This is a genomic window from Streptomyces sp. NPDC001568, from assembly GCF_042893755.1.
Taxonomy (GTDB): domain Bacteria; phylum Actinomycetota; class Actinomycetes; order Streptomycetales; family Streptomycetaceae; genus Streptomyces.
Genome location: NZ_JBIAVF010000020.1, coordinates 108,927 through 128,676, shown reverse-complemented (window position 1 = coordinate 128,676; position 19,750 = coordinate 108,927). Strand labels below are relative to the sequence as shown.

17 protein-coding genes and 7 pseudogenes are annotated in these 19,750 nt (G+C 67.6%); 12 read left to right on the top strand and 12 right to left on the bottom strand.

The features are described 5' to 3' along the window. Nucleotides 1–296: 296 nt before the first annotated feature. Nucleotides 297–1,274, top strand: coding sequence for a restriction endonuclease (locus ACFY0I_RS31755; RefSeq protein ID WP_388902199.1), 978 nt, complete (start codon nucleotides 297–299; stop codon nucleotides 1,272–1,274). Nucleotides 1,275–1,408: 134 nt separating this feature from the next. Here the strand turns inward: ACFY0I_RS31755 and ACFY0I_RS31750 are convergent, their stop codons facing one another. Beyond that, nucleotides 1,409–1,534, bottom strand: coding sequence for a hypothetical protein (locus ACFY0I_RS31750; RefSeq protein ID WP_388902197.1), 126 nt, complete (start codon nucleotides 1,532–1,534; stop codon nucleotides 1,409–1,411). Nucleotides 1,535–2,387: 853 nt separating this feature from the next. On the opposite strand from ACFY0I_RS31750, the gene ACFY0I_RS31745 reads away from it, so the two are divergent. Together ACFY0I_RS31745 and ACFY0I_RS31740 are read left to right on the top strand one after the other, a co-directional pair. After that, the gene (locus ACFY0I_RS31745; RefSeq protein WP_388902195.1) at nucleotides 2,388–3,404 is read left to right on the top strand and encodes a hypothetical protein; all 1,017 of its coding nucleotides are present in this window, start codon (nucleotides 2,388–2,390) and stop codon (nucleotides 3,402–3,404) included. Between the two features lie 213 nt (nucleotides 3,405–3,617). Next, a complete protein-coding gene (locus tag ACFY0I_RS31740; protein WP_388902193.1) occupies nucleotides 3,618–4,535 on the top strand; it encodes an IS5 family transposase in 918 nt (305 codons plus the stop codon). Here the strand turns inward: ACFY0I_RS31740 and ACFY0I_RS31735 are convergent. After that, nucleotides 4,492–5,018 (bottom strand): annotated as a pseudogene (locus ACFY0I_RS31735) (hypothetical protein). The gene ACFY0I_RS31740 and the pseudogene ACFY0I_RS31735 sit on opposite strands and share 44 nt — an antisense overlap. 65 nt (nucleotides 5,019–5,083) lie before the next feature. Between ACFY0I_RS31735 and ACFY0I_RS31730 the strand changes: the two are divergent. Then, a pseudogene (locus tag ACFY0I_RS31730) lies at nucleotides 5,084–6,459 on the top strand (IS30 family transposase). A 4-nt stretch (nucleotides 6,460–6,463) separates the two neighbouring features. Beyond that, nucleotides 6,464–6,764: pseudogene (locus ACFY0I_RS31725) on the top strand (integrase core domain-containing protein); the annotation flags it as partial. 27 nt (nucleotides 6,765–6,791) lie between these two features. On the opposite strand, the pseudogene ACFY0I_RS31720 reads toward ACFY0I_RS31725, so the two are convergent. The 3 genes and pseudogenes from ACFY0I_RS31720 to ACFY0I_RS31710 form a co-directional block, all read right to left on the bottom strand. Next, a pseudogene (locus ACFY0I_RS31720) lies at nucleotides 6,792–7,001 on the bottom strand (transposase family protein); the annotation flags it as partial. A 21-nt stretch (nucleotides 7,002–7,022) separates the two neighbouring features. Continuing rightward, on the bottom strand, nucleotides 7,023–7,598 hold the full coding sequence (locus ACFY0I_RS31715) for a hypothetical protein (RefSeq protein ID WP_388902191.1): 576 nt from the start codon (nucleotides 7,596–7,598) through the stop codon (nucleotides 7,023–7,025). A gap of 184 nt (nucleotides 7,599–7,782) precedes the next feature. Next, entirely contained in the window at nucleotides 7,783–8,256 is a 474-nt protein-coding gene (locus tag ACFY0I_RS31710) for a lactococcin 972 family bacteriocin (RefSeq protein ID WP_388902189.1), read from the bottom strand. A gap of 445 nt (nucleotides 8,257–8,701) precedes the next feature. On the opposite strand from ACFY0I_RS31710, the gene ACFY0I_RS31705 reads away from it, so the two are divergent. Then, a complete protein-coding gene (locus ACFY0I_RS31705) occupies nucleotides 8,702–9,379 on the top strand; it encodes a class I SAM-dependent DNA methyltransferase (protein ID WP_388902187.1) in 678 nt (225 codons plus the stop codon). Between the two features lie 226 nt (nucleotides 9,380–9,605). On the opposite strand, the pseudogene ACFY0I_RS31700 reads toward ACFY0I_RS31705, so the two are convergent. Continuing rightward, nucleotides 9,606–9,815, bottom strand: a pseudogene (locus ACFY0I_RS31700) (transposase); the annotation flags it as partial. Nucleotides 9,816–10,291: 476 nt separating this feature from the next. Between ACFY0I_RS31700 and ACFY0I_RS31695 the strand changes: the two are divergent. Further along, on the top strand, nucleotides 10,292–11,032 hold the full coding sequence (locus ACFY0I_RS31695) for a formylglycine-generating enzyme family protein (RefSeq protein WP_388902186.1): 741 nt from the start codon (nucleotides 10,292–10,294) through the stop codon (nucleotides 11,030–11,032). Between the two features lie 258 nt (nucleotides 11,033–11,290). Here the strand turns inward: ACFY0I_RS31695 and ACFY0I_RS31690 are convergent, their stop codons facing one another. Next, on the bottom strand, nucleotides 11,291–11,740 hold the full coding sequence (locus tag ACFY0I_RS31690) for a spore-associated protein (RefSeq protein WP_388902184.1): 450 nt from the start codon (nucleotides 11,738–11,740) through the stop codon (nucleotides 11,291–11,293). Nucleotides 11,741–11,870: 130 nt separating this feature from the next. Next, a pseudogene (locus ACFY0I_RS31685) lies at nucleotides 11,871–12,084 on the bottom strand (hypothetical protein); the annotation flags it as partial. A gap of 100 nt (nucleotides 12,085–12,184) precedes the next feature. On the opposite strand from ACFY0I_RS31685, the gene ACFY0I_RS31680 reads away from it, so the two are divergent. Continuing rightward, nucleotides 12,185–12,634, top strand: coding sequence for a DUF5959 family protein (locus ACFY0I_RS31680; protein WP_388902182.1), 450 nt, complete (start codon nucleotides 12,185–12,187; stop codon nucleotides 12,632–12,634). 4 nt (nucleotides 12,635–12,638) lie between these two features. Here the strand turns inward: ACFY0I_RS31680 and ACFY0I_RS31675 are convergent. Next, nucleotides 12,639–12,836 (bottom strand): annotated as a pseudogene (locus ACFY0I_RS31675) (IS701 family transposase); the annotation flags it as partial. Nucleotides 12,837–12,997: 161 nt separating this feature from the next. On the opposite strand from ACFY0I_RS31675, the gene ACFY0I_RS31670 reads away from it, so the two are divergent. Continuing rightward, entirely contained in the window at nucleotides 12,998–13,366 is a 369-nt protein-coding gene (locus tag ACFY0I_RS31670; RefSeq protein WP_388902180.1) for a hypothetical protein, read from the top strand. Between the two features lie 178 nt (nucleotides 13,367–13,544). Here the strand turns inward: ACFY0I_RS31670 and ACFY0I_RS31665 are convergent, their stop codons facing one another. Further along, nucleotides 13,545–13,823, bottom strand: coding sequence for a hypothetical protein (locus ACFY0I_RS31665; RefSeq protein WP_388902178.1), 279 nt, complete (start codon nucleotides 13,821–13,823; stop codon nucleotides 13,545–13,547). A gap of 711 nt (nucleotides 13,824–14,534) precedes the next feature. Here ACFY0I_RS31665 and ACFY0I_RS31660 point away from each other — a divergent pair. Next, the gene (locus tag ACFY0I_RS31660; protein ID WP_388902176.1) at nucleotides 14,535–15,146 is read left to right on the top strand and encodes a hypothetical protein; all 612 of its coding nucleotides are present in this window, start codon (nucleotides 14,535–14,537) and stop codon (nucleotides 15,144–15,146) included. 284 nt (nucleotides 15,147–15,430) lie between these two features. Here ACFY0I_RS31660 and ACFY0I_RS31655 read toward each other — a convergent pair whose 3' ends face one another. Both ACFY0I_RS31655 and ACFY0I_RS31650 read right to left on the bottom strand, forming a co-directional pair. Further along, nucleotides 15,431–16,126, bottom strand: coding sequence for a transferase (locus tag ACFY0I_RS31655; protein ID WP_388902174.1), 696 nt, complete (start codon nucleotides 16,124–16,126; stop codon nucleotides 15,431–15,433). Between the two features lie 36 nt (nucleotides 16,127–16,162). Continuing rightward, nucleotides 16,163–17,215 carry an NAD-dependent epimerase/dehydratase family protein gene (locus tag ACFY0I_RS31650; protein WP_388902172.1) on the bottom strand — a complete coding sequence of 351 codons (1,053 nt, stop codon included), beginning with the start codon at nucleotides 17,213–17,215 and terminating at the stop codon, nucleotides 16,163–16,165. A gap of 237 nt (nucleotides 17,216–17,452) precedes the next feature. On the opposite strand from ACFY0I_RS31650, the gene ACFY0I_RS31645 reads away from it, so the two are divergent. Both ACFY0I_RS31645 and ACFY0I_RS31640 read left to right on the top strand, forming a co-directional pair. Continuing rightward, nucleotides 17,453–18,814, top strand: a complete 1,362-nt coding sequence (locus tag ACFY0I_RS31645; RefSeq protein WP_388902170.1) for a tetratricopeptide repeat protein — start codon at nucleotides 17,453–17,455, stop codon at nucleotides 18,812–18,814. A 17-nt stretch (nucleotides 18,815–18,831) separates the two neighbouring features. Further along, entirely contained in the window at nucleotides 18,832–19,701 is an 870-nt protein-coding gene (locus tag ACFY0I_RS31640) for a glycosyltransferase family 2 protein (RefSeq protein ID WP_388902168.1), read from the top strand. The last annotated feature ends 49 nt before the right edge of the window (nucleotides 19,702–19,750 follow it).

Sequence of the window (19,750 nt, the reverse complement as noted above, 5' to 3'; positions counted from 1 at the left end):
CAGAGCTCCAGCTTCCGCTGCGTTCACGAGGGCGCGCCCATTGCCGCACACGGAGATGGCATAAACCCTCCACAGTCCTCACCGTGGGGTGCGATTCTTTGCGCATGGACTTGGAAGAGCTCCTCCGCGCCATGGACCGCACAGCGGCAAACCTGAGCAAGCTGGACTCCGTTTGGGAACGTGCGAAGCCGTACATTCCCAGTGGTCCGGAGCTCGGTACACATCCCGACTACGAGGACCTCGCGCGGGCTTGGGCTGACCTGCTTCCGGGGCTTCCACCGATCGACGGTTAGACAGTGACCGACCCCCTTCCAGACATTGCAGCGATGGGGCAGGCCTTCCTTGACTACCTTGAGATCATGGAGCCGCCGACTGCCGTGCATGCCGCCGGCGAGAAGCCGGGGGCAGACCTCGCCACCTACCGGTATCGCCTCGACCGCGCGCGCCGCCGCGCCGCGCGGGGACGCCTGGAGCAACTCATCGCCAAGGTGGACGCAGCGCTTCCGATCGCTCTGAAGGACGTGCCACGGGACTCCCTCGAACGTGTGCAGAACGAGCAGACGGAGCAGATCGAGGTGGCCGTGGGGGAAATCGCAAGGCTCCTGGGTGACGCCGCTGACAGCACTGGACGCTGGTGGGACCTGCACAGGCACATGCGATTCAGTCAAGGGCACGACTGGCATGACATCGCCGAGTTCGACTGGCCCTCCGTACGTGCAGACATCATGGCCAAGGCGCTGGGGGACAGTGACCCGCTGCCCGTCCCGAACATCGACCTCGGACAAGCCGCCTCCGGCCATCTCACGGGCTCGGCAACCCTCGCGCTTCCCTGGGAGCGATTGGACGATGATGGGTTCGAGCGGCTCCTCTACGACCTTTTGCGCAGCATTCCGGAACACGAGAACGTCCAGTGGCTGATGCAGACCCGGGCTCCCGACCGCGGTCGCGATCTCTCCCTGGACCGTGTCCTCAAGGACGGCTCTGGTGGTGTGCGAACCGAGCGGGTCATCGTTCAAGCCAAGCACTGGCGCAGCCGGTCGGTGAACGCTGCCGCGGTGGTCGAGACGGCCACGGCGGGGAAGCTGTGGAGCCCCCCTCTCGTCCGCGGGATCGTGGTCGCTACCAGTGGACGCTTCTCCGCCGACGCGGTCGCGTGGGCGGAGCGCCACAACGCTGAGGGCACAGCGCCCTACATCGATCTGTGGCCCGAGAGCCGCCTCGAAACCCTCCTCGCTCAACGGCCCCACATCGCGGCGGCTCACGGTCTTCGCTGAACCAGCAGGACGTTTCTTCTGCCTGAACTTGTCGAACATCCCCACCACCCCACAGCCCGTCGGGGGCGTGCCAGAAAGAAGCACCACGTGGTAAGCGACGACACCTCCGGGCCGGTCATTGAAGCCGTCCCCACTCAGTACGGCGGCACCACCTTCCGCTCCCGCCTCGAAGCGGACTGGGCCGCCACCCTCGACAGCAGCGGCATCCGCTGGGAGTACGAGCCGGAGCGGACCACGCTCCCCTCCGGAACGGTGTACATACCTGACCTCTGGCTACCCGAACTGGGCACCTGGATCGAGGTGAAGGGGCCCGGAATCCCGCGTGTGGAGAAAACCGAGGAGCTTGCACGAACCCGGGCATGTCACTGCGAGAAGTCGTGTTCCTGCCGGTGGCCAGACGGAGAATTGATTCTCATCGGCAGGCCGCCCCTGGAGGCCAGCTGGAGGGATACCAGGCACCGTTCCCGGCACGGCTATGCCGACTGGTCCGCGCCCTTCGGACCCTCCACCTACTTCGTGACGTGCCCAGGGTGCACACGGTCGCAGTGGACCACACTCCGACGTCCGTGGCGCTGCCGCGCCTGCGCTGCCCTGCTCGAAAAGCAGCAGGTGCATCGGCCCGTCGACCGAGTCGTACGTTTACACGCATCAAGCGTCGGAGGGCTATTCGCCATGCCCGACCTAGGGGAGCCGTTCACGGACGAGGAACTTGGCCTCGACAGTGAGCTGGATGCCGAGCTGGACTGAGGAAGGACTGCAGATCAATGTCAGCTGTTGTACCCGACATGATCACCGATACTGCGCTCATCGCCTTCGTCCGGGCGCGTGTGGCAGGCGAAGGGCACCTGCCCGGCGCATCCGTGCCGGCCTCGCTCGCAGCTCTGATAGATGCCTTCGAAGGCATCTCACCGCACGTTCAGGACCTGCCTCGCGGGTTCGACACCGGCGTCGCCGAGGGACTGGGCCAGGCGCTGCGCATCATCGCGGAACACTGGGCTCACCACCCCGACTACCTGCCCGAGTTCCGCGTGGGTGACTCCGCCCGCCCCGCGTCATGGGCAGCCCTCGGCACTCAGGACACAGCCGTCGGCCCCAGGGGGGGAGCTCCTGGCCGTGCCGGGCAGCTGGCGCGTCCCGGGTATCCCCACCGCCCGCCACTACGACCCGGGCCGGCCGGTCGAGGTCCCGGGCAGCGAAGTCCGGTTCCCTCCGCTGCAGAACGGCTTGGACTACCTCCTCAGCGTCACCGAATACCTCACGGCCGGAGCGGAACGGGTCAGCGCCCGCGACCTCAAGGACGCGGTCCTCCATCTCGCCGCGGCAGCCGAGGTCCTTCTCAAGCACCGCCTGCGACTGGAGCACTGGAGCCTCGTCTTCGCCGACCCTGCCAAAGCCCGACGCAGCGAACTGGAAGCCGGCACGCTCAACAGCTGCACGCCGCGCGAGACCGTGGAGCGGCTCCAGAACATCGTCGGCATCGACATCTCGGCCCAGAACGCCCGCCTGCTGGCGAAACTCGCTGGAGAACGCAACGCCCTCCAACACTTCGGGCTGACCACGACCGCCCGCGCGATCGAAAGCCGCGCCGGGGAAGTCCTCGACTTTCTTGTCGCCTTCCTCGACCAGGAACTGGTCCCCGCCCTCGACGGGGAAGAGTTCAATCAGACCATGATCGATATGGAGCGCATCCGCGGCGGCCTGGCCCAGATCCAGGGCTACACCAACAAACGGATGCAGCGCCTCAACGCCGAGCTGCGCAGCGCGGAAGACCGCCTTCTGCGCTGCCCCGACTGCAGGCAGTGGACGCTGCACATCGCCACACCCGGCGTGGTCGGCTGCCACTTCTGCCACCGCATCCACGATCCGATCCACGCGGCCGCGGCCTACGCGGTAGAAATCCTCGGACGGAACTGGGAACCGAGCGGAAACCCCTTCGCACCCGAGGGCTTCGTCGAGGAGGGCTCTCCCATGACATGGTCCCGATTGAGCGGGGTCGAGCCCTGCCCATCGTGCACGGCAGTCGCGATGGTCAGCGGAACACTTTTCAAGAGCGCGCAGACGGTCCCGGTCGACTTCTGCTTCGTGTGCACGGCACGCACCCCGCACGAGCAGGTACGGCGCGACGCCTGAGCTCAGCTACGAACCTCGATCCCAATCAGGCGAGGGAAGAATGCGTCTGAGGGCAGTGGGCGCATTCTAAGTGGTTGTTGTCGTTCCGTTCTTGCGGGGTGCAGGTCGAACGGGGGTCCCGTTCGGGTGATCGTGGTGGGTTGCGAGCATGAGAACAGGGCCTCTTGGTAGCTCGGTAGGTGTCTACGCCAACGAGTTTTCCAGGAGGCCCTGTTGTCGCAGTTCTACGCCTTCGGGCGGGCCGGGTTCAGTCCGCTCACCCCGTCGTGTGACTGCCTCGCGCACCGGTTCGGGAACGCCGCTGACAACGGGACGCGTGAGCGGCGCTACCCCACCGACATGACGGACGCGCAGTGGGCCGTGGTCCGTCCTCTGCTACCGGTGCCGGGCTGGCTCGAGGGCCGCGGCGGGCAGCCGGAGGCGTACTGCCACCGGACGATGTTGGACGCGGTCCACTACCTCGTCGACAACGGAACCAAATGGCGGGCGATGCCGGCCGATTTCCCGCCGTGGGACGGGGTCTACGCCTTCTTCCGACGCTGGCGCGAGCACGGTCTGATCGTCGAGTTCCACGACCGGCTGCGCGGGAAGGTCCGTGAGAAGGCGGGCCGCGACCCGGAGCCGACCGCGGGTGTGATCGACTCCCAGTCGGTGAAGGCGGACGCCGTCGTGGGCGCGGACAGTCGCGGATTCGACGGCGGCAAGCTGATCAACGGCCGCAAACGCCACGCCGTGGTGGACACGCTCGGTCTGCTGCTGGGCGTGATGGTCACCCCCGCGGACACCGGCGACCGCACTGCCGCCCGGGTACTTCTCGAGCACGTCACCGACGCGCATCACCGACTGGAGCTGGTCTGGGCCGACGGCGGATACACCGGCAGCCTCATCGAGCGCTGCCTCGCCATGCTCGCGCTGGTCCTGGCGATCGTGAAACGCAGCGACGACACGCGCGGCTTCGTCGTACTGCCCAAGCGGTGGATCGTCGAGCGGTTCTTCGCCCACCTGATGCGCAGTCGCCGCCTGGTCCGTGACTTCGAACGCCGCACCGCGAGCGCCGAGGCGATGATCTACTGGTCGATGACCCTGCTCATGACACGCCGACTGGCCCGGGCGCGCCCGGCATCGGCATGAACTGCCCCGGCGTCGACTCGGCCAGCCAGCCCCGGGCCACCAGCCGCTTCGCCTTCGACCGCAGCGTCTCCACCTTCGCCGGCACCGGGTCAATGCCGAACGCGGCGGCCATGTCCTGGCAGGTCAACGGTCCCTGGCCGAGACGGTGCCGGTCGGAAAGGACCCGCAGGATGCGCTGATAGTCCACTGACAGTACCGACCAGGCCAGCCCCTCGCGCCACACCGGCACCACCGACTTCGGCTTCGCCGGCCGGACTGCGGACCTGTCTCCCGCAGACCCACGGCGGAATCCGGGGCGGCATCTCCAGAACCGCCCGGGCCGAGAACCTCGCCGACCCGCGAGCGGGCAATGACCCACTCCTTCCAGTCCTGCTCGGCCACCAGCAGCTCGGCCTGGACGCGATCGGCCTCCTCCCGCAGCCCCTCCACACGACGACGAGCAGCGAGCTCCCGCTCTTCCAGCAACCCAGAAATCGACGGCATCCACGACCTCCCGGAGAACAACAACCCGACAGGCCACCCCTCCCACCGAACCACTGCTCCTACTCCTGACCAGCGGAAACACCGCTGCCACGACCGGAAAGACAACAGCCACTGAGCCATCGCGTGCTGTGCAACGAGACTTCTGGAGCCTGATCGCCTCGGGGATCACTCTGTCCAGGCTGCCGAGGGGGTCGGGGTGTCGGCACCGGTTGGGATCCGATGGTTCGAACACGCTGGCGGGATGGCGCCGCTGAGTCTGGACGAGCCCTCGGGCCGCTACCTGTCGTTCGCCGAGCGTGAGGAGATTGCACTGCTCAAAGCTCAGGACAAGGGTGTGCGTGAGATCGCCCGCACGATCGGGCGAGCTCCGGGAACGATCTCTCGCGAACTGCGTCGCAACGCCGCGACCAGGAGCGGCAAGCCGGTCTACCGCGCTGTGGTAGCCCAGTGGAAGGCGCAGCAGGCCGCGAAGCGCCCAAAAACGGCGAAGCTCGTGGACAACGACCGTTTGCGTGAATACGTGCAGGACCGGCTCGCCGGTGACATCCGTCGGCCCGACGGCACGATCGTTTCAGGTCCTGCGACGGCGCCGTGGAAGGGACTGAACAAGCCCCGCCGTCAGGACAGGCGCTGGTCAACGACATGGAGCCCGGAGCAGATCGCGCGCCGGCTGCGGGTCGACTTCCCTGATGATGAGTCCATGCGCATCAGCCACGAGGCGATCTACCAGTCGCTGTTCATCGAGGGCCGGGGAGCGCTCAAACGCGAGCAGGTCACCTGTCTGCGCACGGGCCGTGCGCTGCGGAAGCCAAGGACTCGGTCCCGGAACAAGCGGCAGGGCCACGTCACCGCTGACGTCGTTCTGAGCGAGCGCCCGGCCGAGGCCGACGACCGCGCTGTCCCTGGCCATTGGGAGGGCAACCTGATCATTGGGACGGGTAGGTCCGCGATCGGCACGCTCGTCGAGCGCAGCAGCAGGTCCACGCTCCTGGTCCATCTGCCACGGCTGGACGGCTGGGGCGAGGAACTGTATGTGAAGAACGGGCCAGCGCTCGGCGGATACGGTGCCGTCGCGATGAACGCGGCACTGACGGAGTCGATGACCAAGTTGCCCGAGCAGCTACGGAAGACCCTCACCTGGGACCGCGGGAAGGAACTCTCCGCTCACGCCCAGTTCGCCATGGAGAGCGGGACGCAGGTGTTCTTTGCTGATCCCCACTCGCCCTGGCAGCGACCGACGAACGAGAATACCAACGGGCTCCTGCGACAGTACTTTCCAAAGGGCACGGACCTGTCTCGGTGGTCCGCCGAAGACCTCGAAGCCGTCGCATACACACTCAATAGCCAGCCCCGCAAGATCCTCGGGTGGAAGACACCCGCCGAAGTCTTCGAGGAGCAACTACGCTCACTTCAAAAACCCGGTGTTGCATCGATCGGTTGAACTCGCCCAATACACGAGCAGGGCCTTCGCGGAAATCCGCAGGTCAGCAGGGGTCCGCCAGAGCATGGGCGCGGTCGGTTCCAGCGCGGACAACGCGGCTGCGGAAAGCTGCAACGCCGCCTTCAAGAGAGACACTCGAGGGTCGCAAAAGCTGGTCAAGCGAGCGTGAGGCCAGGCTCGACGCCTTCCGCTGGCTGACCCGATACAACACCCGCCGCCGACACTCCCGCCTCGGCCAACGCTCCCCGATCGCCTACGAGAACGCCCTCCCACCAGCAGCAACTACCCTGGCTCAAGCCGCATAGACGTGTTCAAAACCCGGGGTCAAGGCCCATGGCCTCGCGTATGTAGCGGTACGCGGTCGCGGTGTCGATACGGAAGCCGGCGGAGAGCTGGGTGTAGATGTCACCGCACCGCAGGTAGGCCAGGACGAGCAGGGCCTGACGTCCGACCGGCAGGCGTCGCCATCGCGTCCCGATCTCCCGCCGCCGGGCCCGCAGGCGCCCCGTCAGATACTGAAGGGTGTGGCTGGACGCGAACAGCCCGACATCACCCGATCAAATTCAGTAATTGCGCGGTTCCATGGAATGAGCACGCCGCGCTTTGCGCCTGAAGAAGATCGCATGCCCCAGTATAGCCAGCGCTGCAACTGTGGCAGCTATGAGAGTGGCGATCCAAGTATTAACGACGATCGACTTTTCTCCGTCCGTCTCATGCGTTAGCCGCATCCATGTCTCAAGTAGAGCCGTGGCCGGAATCATTAGTCGAAATGTCAGACCTGCAGCTCCTGACGACCGCGCCATGTTGCCTAGAAGCCCGACAAGCGCCCCGAGGGTAAAGGCCGCAATTCCCCAAAACAAAACCCCCGAGTAAGACACTTGAGTGGAGGCGCTAGTTTCCAGTCCTGCGGGGAGAGTGGGGCTTATGCTCTTAGAGAGATAGTACGCAACTACGGCACAGGCCAGCCCCAATGAGGACAGAATCGCTGATTCAGTCCTAGATCGACGAAAAAAGCCGACCATGAATGCATAGCAGGCCCATGGCCACCCGCCATGAAAAATGAGACCCAGGATCACACCAATAGGATGGTCCCATTTTTCGGCGATAGGCCCCGTCACGCCGAGCAGGAATCCTGTCACGAGTGCCAATATCAGCGGCGCAACGCGCGTGTGTAGAGCGTCTATGGTAATTTTCCGGTCCGTGAGCAGATCAGAGTTTGTAGGTGCTGGGACGGGGCCGCCGACCGAATAGCCGGGCGGCCCCGCGCGCAGCATCAAATACTCCGGATGCCAACGAGTCCCCACCGGATCCGGAGATCAGCTCCTACTGAATGCTGTAATAGGTCTTACAGGTGAAAGCCGCGCCCCCTACGCCCGACGTGTAGGCAGTTTCACCAGGATTCACCCAGCCGCTGTTGCCCGACCAGCTGCCGAACTGGACCGACGTCTTGTGGGTCTTGCTGAAATGATAGTAGTTGGAGTAACACACTTTTCCATTGGTGGCGTAGTAGTATCCATAGCACCAGTTACCCCCACTGGCAGGGACACATGCCTCCGTCGACATCGCGCTGAAAGTCTTGGCCGGAGCAGTCTTCAGCGTGACTTCCCCCCATTCTGAGGGGTTACCCAGTTCTGTCGGCGGCTTCGCGCCATCACCACGCTTATGAATAACAATCTGGGCACCGCCTGCGGCGACCGCAGCGCCGTCGCCCGCTGCATTCACGTTGTTGTGAGTGTCTGCGAAGGACGGCGTAGAAAAGCCGCCTATGGCTAAGAGTGCCGATACGAAACCCAGCACTATAGATCTTCCGGATATCACGAAGAACCCCCCTTGGTTACCCCCTCGTAGGGGGTTTAAGAGGACCCTAAACGGTTGAAGCGGTGATCGTCAACAGTGTTTGAGGTGGCCAAAATTCGCGTCTGGCCGGTTCATACTCCAACGACGGTGACTTCACCTATTTGCACGCGCTTGGAAATGGCTGAAAGCATGCCGCGCCACAGTCGCAGCGGTCAGCCCGTCCGTGGTCATGGCGAGGCCCTACGTGCTTATCAGCACCCCCACGATGATCAGGTGGTCTCGTGAGTCCCTTCTGCCACACCGACTCCGATGAGGACTATAAGTGCCTGTGTCTGAACCTCTGCGGTTCTGAGCGGGCGCATGAGCCAGGCTCGTGGTCGTGGGAGCCATCCGCAGGCGGACCCCAGTGAGGCACGTCTGTCTCGTCGAACTACGGTGACCAGCTATGAACTCTGAAGACTGGCTGGCCGACACCCAGACGTCCTACGACACTGTCGCCGCCACCTACGCAGACCAGGTGCGCAACCTCCTGGATGAAACGCCTTACGAACGTGCGGTCTTGGAGCTGTTCGCCAGCCTGGTGAACACCACGGGCGGAGGACTGGTTGCAGATGTGGGCTGTGGGCCGGGGAGGATCACGGCCTACCTGCGTGGACTGGGAATGGACGCGTTCGGGATCGACCTGTCGCCCGCGATGATCGAGATAGCTCGGCGCGAGCACTCCGGCCTCCGGTTCGAGGTCGGTTCCATGACGGACCTTGGCCTCACCGACGCCTCGTTGGCGGGCCTGGTCGCGTGGTACTCACTGATCCACGTCCCCGACGATGAGATCAGCTCTGTTCTCACGCACTTCCGGCGAGTGCTGCGGCCCGGTGGGCCGCTGTTGCTCGGCTTCCATGTCGGTGACGAGTCGAGGCTGAAGACGGAAGGCTATGGCGGCCACCCGATGAAGGTCTACGTCCATCTGCGTCAGCCTGACCAACTGGCCGCATGGCTCAACGACGCCGGATTCACGGTCGAGGCACAGATGACCCTCACGTCAGCAGAAAGTCCGCTCGGAGGGATTCTCTTCGCGCGTCGCCGGCCGGATGCTCAGGAAGGTCCAGGCGGTGAGAAGTCCTGACCTTGGCGGTGCCGTGAACTTGGCAGGGGCGGGGTGACGGTCGCCCGGGCGACCGTCAGTCTCGTTCGGCCTCGTGGGAGGCGGCCTGGCCGGCCCTTCGGGACTGCCTGCGGGTGATGCGTCTGGTCATGAGCATGATCGCAACCCAGGTGATCATTGGCCAGGGCCGAGAGGCTGGGGCGCCTGTTCAGGGCAGGGGTGAGAACCGCTCGGGGGGCTTGCGTGCCTTGGTGAGCCGGCGGGTCATGAGGGTGATGGCTGCCCAGGTGATGAGGGTTTCGGAGTGCTGGACGAGTCGTTCGTAGTCGCGTGCGTGTCGGCGGGCCCGCATCATCCAGGACCAGGTCCGCTCCACGACCCAACGGCGAGGCAGGATGACGAAGCCAGATGAGTCCTTGGGTCTGCAGACGGTCTTGATCGTCAGGTTGAGATACTTGTTGCCATCCGGCGGACAGCCCGCCCGGCCCTGCGCACCAGCCTCACGGTGTGCGGCATCGTGGCCTTCTTGGTCGGCGTGATCCTCCTCCTGCTCGGCAAGCCCGGCGAGGTCGAGCTGCTCAGCGCCGCAGGTGCCGCCTGGGGTGCCCGGCCGGGGACGAGCGTGACTGCATCCGGGAGGAGACCCTCGAATGCCAGGTCGCCGCGGCGGCCAAGGGCAACCACGGCGGACGGCCGAAGGCCATCGACGACGACATGCTCGCCTTCGCCTTCGCCTTCGCCTTCACGCTCAAGCACAAGGGCGTCCCCGTCCCCGATATCGCGTGCACAGCTCCGCCATGTCCAAGCACAGCCGGAGCGGCGGCCGCGAGGTCCTGGTTCCAAGGTCGCTGTCGAGGTGGGCCCTTCAGCCGATGTTCGCCCCGCCCGCCGATGTGATCATGAGGGCGGTCCGATCGAGCTGAGGAGAAGATCATGCAGGTGGAGCAGGTGGACTGGGTTGAAGTCCCGGCCGGGTTGCTGCGTCGGGGTACGCCGATCGACGAGGTGGCGGAAGTGGCCCACCGCAACGCCGACACCGGGGTGCCGGTGGAGTGGTACCAAAAGGAAGCCCCGCGCGCAGAGATCCACCTCCCGGCGTTTCGGATCGCCCGTACCCAGGTCACGGTCGGCCAGTGGGCACTCTTCGCAGCAGCCACCAGCAGGCCGATCCCGCAGGCGCCGGCGGACCATCCGGTCATCGGGGTCACCTGGGACGCCGCGACGGACTACTGCCAGTGGCTCGGGGAACAGCTCGGCGGCCTTGAGGTGCGGCTGCCCACGGAGGACGAGTGGGAGCGCGCTGCCCGTGGAGATGACGCCCGGGAGTTCCCGTGGGGCGCGCAGTACCGCACCGGCCTGGCCAATCTCGTGGACCTGGGCATCGGCACCACGATGCCGGTCGGCTCATTCCCCGAAGGCGCAAGCCCTTTCGGGGCATTGGACATGGCCGGCAACGCCGACGAGTGGACCTCCACCCTCTACGCCCCCTATCCGGGTGCTCCCACCGAGGTGCCGGACACGGAGGACTGGGCATTCGATCCGCACGTCACTCGAGGCGGGGCGTTCCGCCACGACCGGGATCTGGCTCGGTGCGCCCGTCGACACGGTGCTTACGAGCAAGATCTGGCGGCGATAGGTGTGGGCTTTCGCCTGGCGGCACCACCGACCGAGTAGAACGGCACGCCGTATGCGCGAGCACGCCGTATGCGCGAGCACGGCATGACGCGCGGCAGCTCCTGAGACCGGTGCACTTTCGCCTGTACCGGCCGGTGAGGAGGCCGGACGCGCCCTCGCCCCGGCAGAACTCGGCGAGTCTGCCGGGGCGAGCCGGACCACGGCGGTTGCCGTGCGGTCGTCGGGTGGTAGGTCATGCCCCCGACGACCGCACGACCGTACGACGGCTCAGAACGTCGCGGTCAGGAGGAGCTCGGGTCAGCGGACCTCGGTGACCCGGTGCTCCTTGCGCGCGCCACAGTTGGAGTTGTAGACCTGCACGTGGACGTTGCTGATGCCGCCGCCCCAGTCGACGCAGTAGCCCTTGCCGTACACGTAGGCCGGACCCGCGTACGACGTGTACCGGCCGTAGTCCTCGCCCCGCTCCGAGGTCGCGTTGTTTTCGATCCACAGGGCCATGTCCACGGCCGCACCCGGGTTGTTACGGATGGTCGCGACGCAGTTCTTGCCGGTCGAGGCGTTGTACGTCAGGTAGACGGTGCCCAGCGAGCCGACGGCGGCCGAGTTCACCGTCTTGTAGCCGCTTCCACAGACCTTCTGCGGCGTGGTGTTGGGCGCGGCGGAGGCGGGCGCCGCCAGCGCGGTCGTCGCCCCCAGCGCCAGGGCGGCGAAAGCGGAGGTGGTCAGGACTGAACGGGTGAATTTCATGTTTCCCCCTGCTGGTCATGGGAGTTGGTCGCTCCTGCATGCTGTGACATGCGTGACGGCGGAACGGTTGCGCATCGCCCGAAAAAGATGTGATCGGGTGCCGCATGTACCCCGCCCGCCCGCCCGCACCCGCTCGGCGAGCGGCTCCCGCGACGGTGGCGTGCAGCCGCTGGTACGCGACCCGCCCTCACCTCCGACACCTGTCGGGCCGGCACGCTCACCCCCTCCGGCAGCAGCACCCGGTTCCGGGGCAGCCATCTCACCGCGTTGTCGAACGAGGACTTGAGCCCCTCGGCGTGCGTCCACGCCCACGCGTACGGGAACGTACGTTCTCCCCTTGAGAACCCCAAACAGAGCGGGCTGGGTCAACCTGGTGGTGCCCGAGGATCTGGTTGGTCACCATGAGCCCTGACGGATGTCGGTGGGCGGAGCAGAGGGTACGCAGTGGATTTGATCAGTCTCTCGGATGGCGATAACAGCTTCCGGGTCCGCGTGCTGGGGCGTAACTCACCGGGCCTGCTGCATCTTCATGACCAGCTCGACGCGGAGGTCCTCGTCACGAGCAGCTTCGTCGCCGGCCGATTGGCCATGCCCCTGATCCCTTCCGACCTGGAGGATTGGTCGCGGGCACTGGACGAGCTCGCTGCCGGGCAGGACGTCTGCTGGAGCGAGGACCACAGCCCCCGGATCAGGATCCAGCCGCACAACGAGGAGCGCGGGGCTGTCGCTGTCCACGTAGAAGACCTGGCCATGTCGTACGTCTCCGTCTTCCTCCCCATGGGCCTCGAGGATGGATGGATCGACGAACAGCGCAGACTTCTTGAGTTGGTCCGCACCCAGTGGCCGAGCGAGGTCCTGGAGTCGTCGCCAGGCGTCTTCGAGTGGCGGCGCTGATCTTCATGTCGTCGCGTACCTGGTCGGCGCCCCACTTGCCCCGGCCGAGCAGGTGCTGCATCCCGTCCAGGGTGGCTTCCCCTGCCCATTCGGAGATGGTCCAGCAGTTCTTGCGAGGCAGGTCTGCCAGCAGGCCGAGCACCAACTGCCGCACTCGCCGTCGGGGTTCGACATGCGTGAACCGTCCGGCGATCCGGCCCATCGGACCCTCGAACGTCTCCTGCCGGCGGGCAGGGTCTACTCTGTGACCTGCGGCCACTGTGTGATCATCTATATTCACGCACCGATGATCAACCCATACTCGTCTCCGCAACAACACCGCGGCCAGATCACGAACTACGACTGAGTGCCAGGAGGACAGCGATGGCGATGCCCCCGTGGTGGCACGATCTCCTGGCGGTCAGCGACAGGTTGGTCATCGTCGATGACGATCTCCCACCGACCTTCCTGCTGGCTAAATTCGGCGAGGTGTTCACCGCCCACTCATCCGAACTGACATGCGAACAGCGCAGGCGGGTGCTGAGTCTTCTCGAGCAGGTGCTGGCGGACGGCACCGAGAAAGATCAGGCGCTGGTCGCCACCGGCTTCCTCGAGGCACTGCTGAACGCCTGGGACGAGGGGTTCGAGCTGCGGACGGTCTGGGACGACCTCGGTCCGGAGTCCCGGGCGCACTGCCTGGCCTGGAACAAGTTCGCAGGCGTCGACTCGCCGGATTGGATGGGTCTCCGCTGATCCACCGGGTCCGACCTCGGACAGTGGAGTGATCTGTCCGAGGGCAGAACAACATCGTCGCGTCCACCCGTCCTCAGGCCGGCTCCTTGGGTGAGATCGCGATCCACGGCTGGAGTACTGAGCCCACGCAGCGGCCCGGCCAGGTGCATTCACTGCCGCATGCCCGGCCGGCGCCCGGTCAGTAGTCGGTGGGGACGTGGGCTCGGGGTACGGGCCGTGACGGAGCCCGCACCTGACCGACTGACACCCACTTCAGCTCCTGCACGAGCGCCTGGTGGGCGGACGCGTCGAGCAGGGCACGCGGAACCGTCCACGGAGCGGCGACAGCCGGCTGCCATCCGGACGCGGGAAGCCGGTAGAGGGAGGCCGCCATCGCGCCCGGTCCGTTCGCGTCGGCGAGGATGTCCGGAGTCGGGCCGGGCCGCCCCGGGCCGCTGATCCGGCGTCCACTGCGCACCGAACAGCAGCCGCCCCACACGGACCGACGCCGTATGCGAGATGACCACAGCGGGGTGCGGATCCGTCGCCGGGATGCGCGACGCCCGACCGGACCGGACGAAGGCGAGGCCCGGCGGTGGCAGCGGCGGATGCGTGCGGATCGGGGAGGTCGACGACCCCGGCCCAGGCCACCTCGGAGTACCGGTGCGTCAGGTAGTCGAACGCCGCCTGGTGACGCAGCACGTAGGCGTACGCCGTCAAGGGCTTCCGATCAGGGCCGAGGTGACTCCCGATCGTGTCCCGCACAGCAGTCAGTGCCTGAGCCGCGGCCACCACCCGGTCGTCGACGACCACGGCGGATCCCCTGCCGGTCCCAGGTGGGCCTGAGCGGTGCCCAGCCACCTCTCCGCCGGCGTCAGGCCGTCGGCCAGGTTCCGCTCACCCGTCGTCAGGTCCCGCTCGTCCGCGCGGTGGGGACGGGAGTGTAGGCCCGTGGGCCGAGCCCCTTGCCGAGCTGCGACAAGACCTGGACCACCCGGGAGCCGATCGGCAGCCCTGTGGACAACGACCGTCCTGTGGATAACCGCCGGTGCACCCACACGGGTCCGCCGCTGCCGGAACTGGCGTGCGACGCCGAGATGCTGTTGAGTCTGCAGGTCAAGTTGTCTGGAAGCCACGGGGGTTGACGGTGTTCAGGACGGTACGGGGGCTCGCGGGTGGAGCAGCGCTGATGGTGGCGCTGACGGCGTGCGGAAGTGAGGGTGACGACGGGGCGGGTGCTGCCGGTGGCGCCGGGGAAACGGGTGGCAAGACGAAGGCTCCGGTGGTCGTGACCGAGGACATGATCCGCACGGCCCTCATCAGCAAGGCGGCAGCGCCGCAGGGCTGGCAGGCGTTGGGCAGCGTCCAGACCTACGAGGGCGACGACAGCCTGCGGGAGTGCGAGGAGCAGACGTCGACGAACTGCGGCGGCTTCGTCGCGGTCGGGGCGAATACCCTCTCCCTCGTAGGGGGCGGAGGGGTTGACGGATCGACCATCCGGTTCAGCATCGTGTCGTTCAGGTCCGTGGATGATGCGAAGGCAGGCCTGAAGGGCATGTCAGCCGAAGCGCGGCGCAAGGCGGGGTCTGAGGCGAAACCACTGAAGATCTCGGCGGGAGCGGACGAGACCGACGCCTTCACGGGTCCGCACACCGAGGTCATGATGCGCGTCGGCAGCGCCCTGATCCGACTGGAGAGCGGGAACCTGAAGGAGAGCCAGCCCCAGCCCTACGGCGACTTCGCCAAGCTCCAGATCGACCGCCTCAACAAGACGACCGGGGGTAAGAACCCCGACGCCTGAGGCCGGCGCCCCTGGAGCGGCCGGGAGCAAGGTGCTGTCCCGGCCCCTCCACTGAGCGATGATCTGATCACCGCCCCAATGCGGGCCGGGTCTCAGCAAGCCTGCTCCCCGCGCCTGCGGGGGATGGTCCCGAGGGACGAGCGCCCCGCGTGCCGTCTCACCTCGCCTCCCCGCGCCCGCGGGGATGGTCCCTGGACAGCCACCGAGGAGCAGCTCCTCGCGGCCTGCTCCCCGCACCCGCAGGGATGGATCCGGAGACGAGTTTCTCCAGTCGCCCCGAGCGGTCAGATGCGGCGGGGTTCGATCGTCACCTCCGGGGAGGTGGATCGGATCACGCTCGCGGCGGGGACGATGCTGCTGCCGAGGCAGACGCTCGCCGCGATGGCCGAGTGTCGGCCCACGGCGATGCCCGGACCGAGCGTGATCATGCTGCCCGTCTGGACGTGATCCCCGATCAGGCCCCCGAACCGCGGCGTCGTGCACCGGTAGGCCGGTTCGTCGGCGGAGTCGCCGTGGAGAACGATCTCCTTGACGGGGTGGCGCATGTCGAAGTTCCAGAGGCTGATCGCCGCGATGACGAGGTTCGCCGACAGGTGGACGTCGGCCCCGATGACGGAGTGGCCGATGCCGACCTGGTGGCCGAGCACGGTGTTCTCCCCCACGAAGGAATGGGTCACCTCGCAGCCGAAGCCGACCGAGACGCCGGCGCACAGGACGGAGCGCTTGCGCACGGTGGAGAACTCGTGGACGCGGACACCGGGTCCGATGATCGCGTCGTCGCCGATGATCGCGGTCGGGTGGATCCGGGCGGTGGGGTGAATCCGCTCGGGCAGGAGGTGCAGGGCTTCGTCGTGGAGGGCGTCCCAGCGGGTGAGGAAGTCGGACAGCTCGAGGTCGCCGATCCCGGCGTAGCCGGTGGCGTGCAGGCCGGACTCGACGGGGCTGCGGACGTAGTCACCGATACGGATGGAATCCGGCACCTGCTCGCTCCTGTTCGTCGTGGGGGTCGGGGACCATCAGGCGACTTCGGCCGCTTCGCGGCGCAGGAAGTCCGGCAGGGCGCCGGGGGCGTTGTCGAGCCAGGCGACGTAGCGGGCCACCCCCTCGGCCACCGTGATCGTGGGTTCCCAATCGAGGGCGGCGGTCATGCGGGACGTGTCGGCCGTCCCGCCGAGGGGGTCGCCCTCGGGCAGCGGCCGGTCCTGGAACTCGGCGTCGGGGTAGTGGTTGCGGATGAGCCGGGCCACGTCGGCGATGGAGGTGGCCCGGCCCGTGCCGACGTTGAGGGTCTGTCGGTCGGCGCCCGGCGCGAGCATCGCGTGGATGGTGGCCGCGGCGATGTCCTCGACGTGGACGAAGTCGCGGACCTGCCGGCCGCCGCCGTTCAGGTGCAGGGGCAGGCCGAGCTTGGCGCGCATCGCCATCCAGGCGACGACCCAGGAGTGCGAGCCCTCCTTGACGGTCTGGGGCTCGCCGTAGACGGAGAAGTAGCGGACCGAGGTGTGGGACACGTTGGCCTTGCCCAGGACGACCGCGGTCTGTGCTTCGCCCCATGCCTTGGTGTTCGCGTAGACGGACAGGGGTGCCAGGGGCTGTTCCTCGTTCCAGCGCTGCACGTCGTGGCGTTCGGGGTCGCCGTTGCCGTAGACGGCGGCCGAGGAGACGAAAACGAACCGGCGTACGCGGGCGTTGCGGCGGCGGACCGCGTCCAGGAGGACCTGCGTGCCGGTGACGTTGGTTCGGATCGCGGCCAGGGGGTTGCGGGTGCAGGCGGCCACGTCGGCGACGGCGGCCGCGTGCACGACGTAGTCGGCCTCCCGTACGACGCGGTCCATCAGGGCGGCGTCGGCGATGTCGCCCACGAGGGTGTCCCGGTCGCTCGGGTGCACGCCGAACAGGTCGGCGTAGACGGTGGCGGGGTAGGCGTCGAGCTTGCCCACGGCCAGGACCCGGGCCCCGGCCGCGCGAAGGCGGGCGGTGACGCGGGAGCCGACCAGGCCCCCGCCCCCGGTGACGACGACGGTCGATCCGGTGAGTGCGGCGGACAGGTCGGCGTCGGTGAGCGGCATGGTGGCTCCTTCGAGCTCAGAGGAAATGGGGTGAGGGGGTGATGGGGTGGCGGTGCCTCCCCCTCCCCGCCACCCCCGCGGGTGCCGCCCGGGGCAGGGGTGGCCCCCGTCGGACGGAGCCCTGCGCGGCACCGGGCGGCGTGATGAACAGTGAACTCGGCGGCACGGTAAGTGAGTACGGTGGTGACGGCAGGAACCCGTTCAACCCGTTCAAGACCGTCCGCAGGGGGGTTCGCATTGGCAGGTGACCGGACGCCGAACAGCGCGCTGGCGGCGGTGATCGCCGAGTCCGGGGCCACGTACTACGCCCTGGCCAGGGAGATTCGCTCCGTGGCGGCCGAAGCCGGACGGCGCTTGGGTACGGGTCCCTCGGCCGTGGCCTACTGGGTCGCCGGCGGTACGCCGTCCGGGCAGACACCGTCCTACATCGCCGAAGCGTTGACGAGACGGACCAAGCGACGGGTGACGGTCGCCGAGATCGGTCTAGGCTCCGCTGTCATCGGTGGGGCCCTGGAAGCCGACCCGCTGGCCGCCATCGCCGATCTCGGGAGAGCAGTCATGCAACGACGCCGTGACTTCCTTGGCGCCGCGTTCACCGCCGCTTCCGTCGGCCTGCCCCTGACCTACGACCACGAAGCGGTCGCCGCGACGCTCGGAGCGGCCGAGGGCGGCGGCCTCGTCGGCCCGGCCGAGGTGACCGCGGTCAGACAGCTCACCGAGATGTTCCGCAGCGTGGACGAACGGATGGGCGGCGGGCACGGCCTGACCACCGTCACGGCCTATCTGACCGACACCGTCGCACCGATGCTCACGGCCCGGTTCCCCACCGCCGAAGTCCGCTCGGAGGCGTTCGGGGCGGCGGCCCAGCTGTCCTGTCTCGTCGGCTGGAAACATCACGACCTCGGGCGGGAGGGCGCCGCCCAGCGCTACTACCTGCTGGGCTATCAGCTCGCCTGCGAGGCCGACCCGCGGGGCCACGCCGCGTGGATGATGCGGGCCCTCACCCATCAGGCCCTCGACCTGGGGCACCCCCACGCGTGCCCGGAGCTCGCCGAAGCCGCCCTGAACCGGGCTGCGGGCAAGGTCGACCGACGGACCGAGGCCCTGCTGCTGGTCACCTGCGCCCGCGCGTACGGGGCCGGCGGACAGGGCGCCCGAGCGGCGCGTGCGCTGCTCGCGGCCGAGGACGCGGTGACGGACACCCGGGACCCGGTCCCCGACTACGCTGCCGCCTCGGGGCCGGTGGCGGCCACGGTCGCCTCGCACATGGGCAAGACCCTCACCGCGATGAAGGACCACCCGGCGGCCGAACGGCACTACCGACGGGCCCTGGCGGGTCGGCTGCCGGGCACGTACCAGCTCAAGCACGGCCTGACCCTGACCGACCTGGGGCGATCGGTGGCGGGCCAACACCGGTACGAGGAAGCCGTCGGGCTCTGGTACCGGTCCCTGGACTTCATGGGAGGCGTGGTGTCCGACCGCAACAGACAGGCGGTCAAGGAAATCCAGGCGGCCGCGGCCCGCTACCGCAAGCGCGGTGTGACCGGCGCGGGGAACCTGGAACAGCGCGCCACCGAACTGCTCACGACCCAGCGGTGAAAGGAACACACAGCGACATGCCGAAGATCGGGGTTGTCATCCTGACCATGGGCGACCGGCCCGCGGAACTGCGGGCCCTGCTCGACTCCGTGGCGAGGCAGGAAGGTGACCCCGCCACCGTCGTGGTCCTCGGGCAGGGCGTGGAACTCGCCCCCCTGCCGAACGACGTGACGGGCGTGGAGCTCCGGGAGAACCTCGGTATCCCCGGCGGCCGGAACGCCGGCGTGCGGTGGCTGCGCGAGCAGGGCGGCACGGACATCGTGGTCGTCCTCGACGACGACGGCCTCCTCCCACGTACCGACACCTTCACGCTGGTGCGGGAAGCCTTCGCCGAGAACCACCGGCTGGGCATCGCCGGGTTCCGCATCGCGGACGAGACCGGCCTGAGCCAGCGCAGGCACGTCCCCCGGCTCGGCGGCAAGAATCCGATGCTGTCCGGGCCGGTGACGACGTTCCTCGGCGGCGGCCACGCCATCCGCATGAGCGTCATCGACGAAGTGGGCGAGTTCCCCGCCCCGTTCTTCTACGCCCACGAGGAAACCGACTTCGCCTGGCGGGCCCTGGACGCCGGCTGGGACATCGACTACCGGGCCGACATGGTGCTCCAGCACCCGCGTACGGAGGCGTCCCGGCACGCGGTGTACTACCACCACACCGGCCGGAACCGGGTCTGGCTGGCCAAACGCCACCTGCCCGCCGTCCTGGTGCCGATCTACCTCGCGACCTGGGCCGCGTACACCCTCGCGCAACGCCCCCCGCTCTCCGGCCTGACCGCCTGGTGGGCGGGCTTCTTCGAGGGCGTACGCGTCCCGTGCCCGCCCCGCCGCCCCATGCGCTGGCGAACGGCATGGCGCATGACCCGCCTGGGCCGCCCCCCGATCATCTGACTCCTGGTGCTCCTTCGGGAGGGGCGGGGGCCACTGCCTGCCATACCCG